The 7,344-nt window shown below is 66.5% G+C and carries 7 protein-coding genes and 1 pseudogene; 3 read left to right on the top strand and 5 right to left on the bottom strand.

Annotation, left to right across the window (positions count from 1 at the left end; all coding sequences use genetic code 11):
- Positions 1-28: 28 nt before the first annotated feature.
- Positions 29-2,074 carry a carbon starvation CstA family protein gene (locus C2R25_RS08865; protein ID WP_103728849.1) on the top strand — a complete coding sequence of 682 codons (2,046 nt, stop codon included), beginning with the start codon at positions 29-31 and terminating at the stop codon, positions 2,072-2,074.
- Positions 2,071-2,244, top strand: a complete 174-nt coding sequence (locus tag C2R25_RS08870) for a YbdD/YjiX family protein (RefSeq protein WP_103728850.1) — start codon at positions 2,071-2,073, stop codon at positions 2,242-2,244. Before C2R25_RS08865 ends, C2R25_RS08870 begins: the two co-directional genes overlap by 4 nt.
- 12 nt (positions 2,245-2,256) lie before the next feature.
- Here the strand turns inward: C2R25_RS08870 and C2R25_RS08875 are convergent, their stop codons facing one another.
- Genes C2R25_RS08875 through C2R25_RS08895 form a run of 5 tightly spaced genes read right to left on the bottom strand, consistent with a single transcriptional unit; the run spans position 2,257 to position 6,846 of the window.
- Positions 2,257-3,042 (bottom strand): SDR family oxidoreductase, encoded by a 786-nt coding sequence (locus tag C2R25_RS08875; RefSeq protein WP_103728851.1) that lies wholly within the window; start codon positions 3,040-3,042, stop codon positions 2,257-2,259.
- 10 nt (positions 3,043-3,052) lie between these two features.
- The gene (locus C2R25_RS08880; RefSeq protein WP_233203860.1) at positions 3,053-3,811 is read right to left on the bottom strand and encodes an SDR family NAD(P)-dependent oxidoreductase; all 759 of its coding nucleotides are present in this window, start codon (positions 3,809-3,811) and stop codon (positions 3,053-3,055) included.
- A complete protein-coding gene (locus C2R25_RS08885; protein WP_103728857.1) occupies positions 3,808-4,608 on the bottom strand; it encodes an NAD(P)-dependent oxidoreductase in 801 nt (266 codons plus the stop codon). The genes C2R25_RS08880 and C2R25_RS08885 overlap by 4 nt, the downstream gene beginning before the upstream one ends.
- On the bottom strand, positions 4,601-5,398 hold the full coding sequence (locus tag C2R25_RS08890) for a carboxymuconolactone decarboxylase family protein (protein ID WP_233203863.1): 798 nt from the start codon (positions 5,396-5,398) through the stop codon (positions 4,601-4,603). Before C2R25_RS08890 ends, C2R25_RS08885 begins: the two co-directional genes overlap by 8 nt.
- Complete coding sequence (locus C2R25_RS08895; protein ID WP_103728853.1) at positions 5,380-6,846, bottom strand: aldehyde dehydrogenase; 1,467 nt, start codon at positions 6,844-6,846, stop codon at positions 5,380-5,382. The genes C2R25_RS08890 and C2R25_RS08895 overlap by 19 nt, the downstream gene beginning before the upstream one ends.
- Before the next feature lie 153 nt (positions 6,847-6,999).
- Here C2R25_RS08895 and C2R25_RS08900 point away from each other — a divergent pair.
- Positions 7,000-7,218 (top strand): annotated as a pseudogene (locus C2R25_RS08900) (transcriptional regulator); the annotation flags it as partial.
- Between the last annotated feature and the right edge of the window lie 126 nt (positions 7,219-7,344).

Here is a 7,344-nt window from a genome sequence, read left to right on the forward strand (position 1 = left end):
CCTGAGCCATGGTTTTGGAGATCGTGACGTGAAGCATATCCCCTGGATTCTCCTTGCGATCGTCGGCGCGATCGGCCTGGCGGTCCTCGCCACGTCGCGTGGAGAGCCGGTCAACGCGCTGTGGATCGTGGTCGCGGCGGTCAGCTGCTTCCTCGTCGCCTACCGTTATTACGCGCTGTACATCGCCCGTAACGTCATGCGGCTGGATCCGCTTCGTGCCACGCCCGCCCATACACTCGCCGACGGTCTGGATTACGTGGCGACGGACAAGCGCGTGCTCTTCGGGCACCACTTTGCGGCGATCGCCGGGGCGGGGCCACTGGTGGGGCCTGTGCTGGCAGCACAGATGGGATACCTGCCGGGCACGCTGTGGATCATCTTCGGCGTCGTGCTCGCGGGAGCGGTGCAGGACTTCATGGTCCTGTTCATCTCCATGCGGCGGGACGGCAAGTCGCTGGGCGAACTGGTCCGCCTTGAGATGGGGCCGGTTGCGGGCACGATAGCTCTGGCCGGTGCCTTCCTGATCATGGTCATCATCCTGGCCGTGCTGGCGCTCATCGTCGTTCGCGCGCTGGCGGAAAGTCCCTGGGGCATGTTCACCGTCGCGGCGACGATCCCGCTTGCGCTGGCGATGGGCGTCTATACGCGCTGGATCCGCCCCGGCCGTATCGGCGAGGTTTCGCTGCTCGGCTTCCTAGGCCTCATCGCGGCCATCGTCTTCGGCCAGAACGTGGCCGCTTCCCCCTTTTGGGGACCGCTGTTTACATTCACGCCCGAGACGCTCTGCTGGATCCTGATCGGCTACGGTGCCCTTGCCTCGATCCTGCCGGTCTGGCTGCTGCTCGCTCCGCGCGATTACCTGTCCACCTTCCTCAAGATCGGGGCAATAACGGCGCTGGCCATCGGCATCGTCGTCATGGCGCCGGACCTGCGAATGCCCGCTCTGACCCCGTTCGTCGATGGCGGAGGCCCCGCCTGGTCGGGCTCGCTGTTCCCGTTCCTGTTCATCACGATTGCCTGCGGCGCAGTCTCCGGCTTCCATGCGCTGATCGCCAGCGGCACCACGCCAAAGCTGATCGGCAGCGAAGTCGACGCGCCCTTCATCGGCTATGGCGCGATGCTGATGGAGGCGTTTGTCGCCATCATGGCGCTGGTGGGGGCCTCTATTCTCGATCCCGGCATCTACTTCGCCATGAACAGCCCGGCTGCCGTCCTCGGCAGCGATCCGGCAAGCGCCGCACAGGCTGTCACCACAATGGGCTATCCGGTCTCCGCTGAAACCCTGGCTCAGACCGCGCGCGACGTGGGCGAGCATACGATCGTTTCCCGCACCGGCGGAGCGCCGACGCTGGCGGTCGCCATGGCCGAGATTTTCAGCCACATCCTGGGCGGAACCGCCATGAAGGCGTTCTGGTACCATTTTGCGATCCTGTTCGAGGCGCTGTTCATCCTGACCGCCGTCGACGCCGGGACGCGCGCCGGACGCTTCATGCTGCAGGACCTCATCGGCCTCGTCGTGCCGTCATTCCGGGCGGGGACGTCATGGGTGCCGGGTGTCGTCGCCACAGGCCTGTGCGTGGCCAGCTGGGGCTTCTTCCTCTATCAGGGCGTCACCGACCCGCTGGGCGGCGTCAATACCCTGTGGCCGGTGTTCGGCATCTCCAACCAGATGCTCGCGGCCGTGGCGCTGATGCTGGCGACGACGGTGCTCTTCCGCATGAAGCAGCAGCGCTATGCGTGGGTCACGGCCGTGCCTACCGTGTGGCTGCTGATCTGCACGCTCACCGCCGGCAGCCTCAAGCTCGTCTCGGCTGACCCCGCCGTCGGTTTCCTGTCCCACGCTGCACGCTTCGCGGCGGCAATCGAGGCAGGAGTGGTGCTGGCGCCTGCGAAGTCGATGGCGAAAATGCGGGCCATCGTCTTCAACGACCGTATCGATGCTGCGCTGTGTGCCGTGTTCCTGGCGGTAGTCCTGTCCCTGCTGTTCTTCACGATACGCACGTGCCTGGCGGCGTTGCGCGCTGATCGGCCGATCGTGAACGAAAGCCCGGCGCAAATGGTGCCGGCCGAATGAAAGCGCTGCGCGCCATGCTGCGCCTCATGGTGGGACAGCCTTCTTATGACGCCTATCTGGCGCACATGGCGCAGCGCCATCCGCACGCGACGCCGATGAGCCGTGTGGAGTTCTTCCGGAACCGGGAACAGGCCCGGTACGGTGGTGCGGGCGGAGGAAAGTGCTGCTGACCGTCTGGGCGGCTACGGGCGCAGCACCCAGCCGCCGTCGACGTGAATGGTCTGCCCTGTGATCCAGCGTCCCGCTTCCGAGCAGAGCAGAAGCGCCGTGCCCACCAGTTCGTCGGGTTCGCCCCGGGCGCGCAGGGCACAGGTCATGTCCAGGAAGCGGATGAAGGGGGAATCGTCAGGCACCAGCATCTTGCCCGCGTCGGACATGACGTTGCCCGGAGCGATCGCATTGCAGGTGATGCCGTCCTTGCCCAGTTGTTTGGCAAGACTCGTGGTCAGCCCCACCAGCGCCAGCTTCGAGATCCCGTAGAGGCCGGTGGCGGGAAAGGCGCCGCCGCTGGTCTGGTTGACGATGCGGCCGCCTCCGCGTTCGCGCATCGACGGGATAACGGCCCGTGCGCACAGCAGCGCACCGGTGAGGTTTACGGCAAGAGCGCGGTTCCAGGCGTCCAGGCTCACGGTTTCGCAGTTGTCGTAGCTGATATCGACCATCAGCGCCGCGTTGTTGATGAGGATGTCGACGCCTCCGAAGGCGTCTTTCGCGGCAGCCCCCATCGCGAGCGCGGAGCCTTCGTCCGCAACGTCCACCTGAAGCCCCAGCGCCCTGCCGCCCCGTTCGGTGATCTCTGCGGCGACGGCCTGGGCGCCTTCGCCGTTCAGGTCAGCCACCACAACAGTCGCGCCGGCTTGCGCAAGGCCCATGGCATAGGCTCGACCAATGGAATTGCCGCGGCCGCCGGCACCGGTCACGACGGCGACCTTGCCGTCGAGCCGGAACTGATCGAGCGAGAACGTCATCGTCGTCTCCTCAGCCTGCAGTGATGCCGGCGTCGATGGAAAGGGTCGCGCCGTGGAAACCGCGCCCGGCCTCCGAGGCGAGCAGCACAATGAGGTCGGCCACGTCCTGCACCTCAACCAGCCCGCGCATCCCGGAAAAGCGCTTGAGCAATTCGATGTCGCAGCCTTCCGGCGGCACGTAGTTCGCGGCGATGTTCGTCATCATGCCGCCAGGCGCGACCGCGTTGATGCGGATAGGCTTCTTCTGGAACTCCATGGCCATGGCCTTCGTCATTCCGACGAGGCCCCACTTGCTGGCGCAATAGGCCGCGGCATAGGCTTCGCCGATGTAGGAGGCGCAGGAGGCGACGTTGACGATGGCGCCGTTCGTTTCCAGCAGGTGCGGTATGGCGGCTTGCGAGAGGAAGAAGGGTGCGTTGAGATTGACGTCGATGGTCCGCTCATACCGGTCGCGCGGCATGTCCGGCGTGTTGGCAAGGTAGATCAGCCCGGCCACGTTGCAGAGCGCATCGAGCCGACCGTACGCCTCAACGGCGCGGGCGACCACGGCGTGACAGGCGGCGGGGTCGGACAGGTCGGCCACTTCGCTGCGGACATCGGCCGATCCGAGCTGCTCCACCGTCTCGGCAAGGCCCTCCGCCGCGACGTCGACCAGCCAGAGCCTGGCGCCTTCGGCTGCAAGCTTGATGGCGGTGGCGCGCCCCAGCCCCGATGCAGCGCCGGTGACGAGCGCGACCTTGCCGGACAGGTTCAGATTCTCGAAAATCATAACTTCTCCCTTGTCACGCCGGTCGCCTTCAGAAACGGCATGGCCGCTGTCGCAAGCGCGTTATCCTGGTGCGCGATGGCACCAAGCAGGTTCACATCCTTGAAGAGCAGACCCGCCCCGTGCGCGAACGCCGAAGGGGAGGGGAGGCGGGCGAAGACTTCGAAACCGAAGCTGCGGCCGCTCGAATGCTGGATCAGATCCGCCATCGCCGAGCGCGCGACGCCAAGGCCTTCCGCCAGCGCAAGAGCGCTGTAGGCCAGCCCCATGTTGGCGGCGAGAAGGGCGTTGTTCACGATCTTCGCGCGCTGGCCGGCGCCCGCCTCGCCAAGAAGGACGATCTTCTGGCCGAACGTCTGCAGGATGGGCAGCGCCTGATCGAAGGCAGCTGTGCTGCCACCGCACATCACCGTCAGCGTGCCGGCTTCAGCGGCAGGGCTGCCCCCGCTGACTGGCGCGTCGAGCAGGAGGACTCCGCGTTCCGCTGCGGCGTGCGCGAGATCCTCGCAGGTCTGCGGAAGGACCGTCGAATGGATCGCCAGCAGGCTGCCGCGCCGCATCGCGGGCAGGATCCGTCCGCAGACCTCCCGCACGTCCGCGTCGTTGACGACGCAGACCCCCACGTGCTCGCAGGCGGCGCCAAGCTCCTCGATCGAGGCGGCAACATCGGCACCTTTCTCCCGGAAAGGCGCTGTGGCTTCGGGGCGCCGTGCCCAGACGGTCAGGCGGTTGCCCGACATCATGCGCACGGCAATGGGCGCGCCCTGCGAACCGAGGCCGATGAACCCGACGTCAGCCATGCCAGGGCAGCCCATTTTCGACCTTGCCGATCATGTCCAGCACCACTCCGTTGATCCGCGAGGCCTTTGGCCACCCCGCGTGTGTGCCGTACTGCAGGACGAACTCGAGCATTTCCGCCGGTTCGCAGTTGCCGCTCGCCATGGCCGCGTGAATATGGCTGCGGATCGGAATGTCGGCGCCGGATTCGCACACACCCACAAGCGTGATCCATCGCCGCGAACGCTCGTCGAGACCCGGGCGCCGCCACATCTCGCCGAAGACGAAGTTGTTGATGCCTTCCAGGTACGGGTTCGAAGGCGGTCCGGGCGGGAAGGTCATGACCTTGTGGAAGGCTGCGTGTCCTTGGGCCACGCGTTCCTCCGGATCCCAGGGCGCGGAACGGATCGGCGGGACCTCGGCAGGCGCGAGCCCCTGTTCCTTGGACATCCGGGTCACGGCACGGTCCAACCGGCCCCCGTTCCCCCAGCCGGAATAGACGGCGAGGTGAAGCGCGGCCTCCCGCAGTTCAACCAGCGTCAGGGCCTCGGTCGTGAGGGCGCCGCGCACGAAGTCGTCCAGCTGCGTATCCGCGAGTCCGCAGGTGGCGGCCGATGCCATCGCGACAAGGAAGCGCGCGCGGCGCGGAAGACCGGGGCGCGCCCACACTTCCGCGAACACAAAGTCGCGCCAGGACTCCTCGAGCAGGGTGGCAGGCGCGGCGGCTGCCCGGCCGGTGACGTCCCCCTCGATGGCGAGGCCACGGGCGCTGCGGTCCCTCGGGTCGAGCAGGGTCATTGCAGGTTGATCCATACGTTGCGCACCTGCTGGAATTCGCGAAGGCCCTCGATCCCGCCGAGACGGCCATGGCCTGAATGCTTCATCCCGCCGAAAGGCACGCAGGGCGTCATTGCCTCGCCCGATCCGTTGACCTGAACCTGCCCGGCCATCATCTGACCGGCGACCCGGTGCGCGCGGGCGAGGTTGGTCGTGTGAACGTAGGCGCCGAGGCCGTAGTCGGTGCCGTTTGCCAGCGCGACGGCTTCCTCCTCGCTGTCGAACGGCGTGACCACCAGCACAGGCCCGAAGACCTCGTGGCGCGCGATTTCGCTACCGGGCGCCACGTCGGCAAGGATGGTGAGCGGGTAGAACGTGCCGCCGGCGTGATCACCGCCCATGCGCTCTCCGCCGCAGACCACGCGCCCACCTTCGGCAGCGCCGCGCCTCACCAGTCCGTGGATCCGTTCAAGCGCAGTCTCCGAGATGACCGGACCCATGACCGTGTCCATCGCGAACGGATCGCCAACCTTTACGTGACCCGCCATAGCCCCAAGCATCTGGACGTAGGGTTCGTAGATCGTGCGTTCCACGAGCAGTCGCGTGCCGTTCACACACCCCTGTCCGTTCGCGCTGACCCCGCCCGACAGCCCGCGCTTGGCCGCTGCCTGAAGGTCGGCGTCGGCAAACACGAGGACTGCGGACTTGCCCCCCAGTTCAAGGCCGACGGGCTTCAGGGCCGGCGCCGCGCTGCCCAGGATCTTGCGCGCCGTGGCACCGCTGCCGATGAATTCGATCTTGTCGATGCCCGGATGCTCGACCATCGCGGCGCCCACGTCCGGTCCGCCTGTCACCAGGTTGACGACGCCGGGGGGAAAACCGGCCTGCTGCACCAGTTCCATCAGTTTCATAAGCGACCACGGCGCCGTTTCGGGGGCCTTGAGGACCAGGCAGTTACCGGCTGCCAGGGCGGGAGCCATCACCATCGTGGCGGCGAAAAGCGGTCCGTTCCAGGGCACGATGACGCCGATCGTGCCATAAGGCTCGTAGCTGACGTAGTCATGGGCAGGCCCGCCCCAGGTCGGCACGGTGCGGCCTTCGAGCTTGTCGGCCCAGCCGCCGAAGTAGCGGAATTTTTGCGCAGCGTCGGCGCTCATGTGCGGTCCGGCCAGGAGGATGGATCCGTTCTCCGCCGTCAGCAGGGGGGACATCTCCGCCGCACGTTCCTCTATTGTGGACGCCAGCTTCAGCATGAGGTCACGCCGCTTGTCACCGGGCATGGCGCGCCACGCCGCTTGCGCCGCCTTCGCGGCGGCCACGGCCCGGTCCACGTCGGCGGCGCTTGCCAGCCTGATCTCTCGCGTTTTCTCTCCGCTTGCGGGGTAGATGTGGGCAAAGGCCTCCCCCGTGCCGCCCGCCTCGGCCTTCCCGCCGATCATGAGCGCATGTTCGGGCAGGGAAATGTCGGGCATGCGAAAGCCCATGATCCTGATCTCCTCTCCGCTGGCGGTGGACCGCCGTTCTTTGTTCGCGAGGCTATCGGCCGGAAAATAGGTGGTCAATTGACTTGAATTACACCTATTCACCCGGAATATCAGCGGAGGCAGGTAATAATAGGCATTTAATTCGAGGATGGCGTGTCGGTGAAGAAGGCCAATCTGATTGTGCGGACGACTGCTGTGCTGCGCGAGCGCATTTTCGCGGTGGCCGAGGGGGAGCGGATCGGGTCGCTTCATGAACTGGCGCGCTCGCTTGAGGTCGGTATCGTGACCCTCCAGCAGGTCGCGCGGGTGCTGGAGCACGAAGGCCTGCTGGAAGTCCGCCGTGGCCCGGGCGGCGGGTATTATGGCGCCCGCTGTCAACCGGCGCGCAAAACTGACCCCCTATCGGCGCCCAATATTGACCCCACCTTTCGGCAGCGCGGCGGTTATCCCGGTAGTCGATAGGAGGGGCCCACGGACGACGACGCGCACCGTCAGGTG

This window comes from Novosphingobium sp. HII-3, assembly GCF_002916655.1.
In the GTDB taxonomy this organism is placed as follows: domain Bacteria; phylum Pseudomonadota; class Alphaproteobacteria; order Sphingomonadales; family Sphingomonadaceae; genus Novosphingobium; species Novosphingobium panipatense.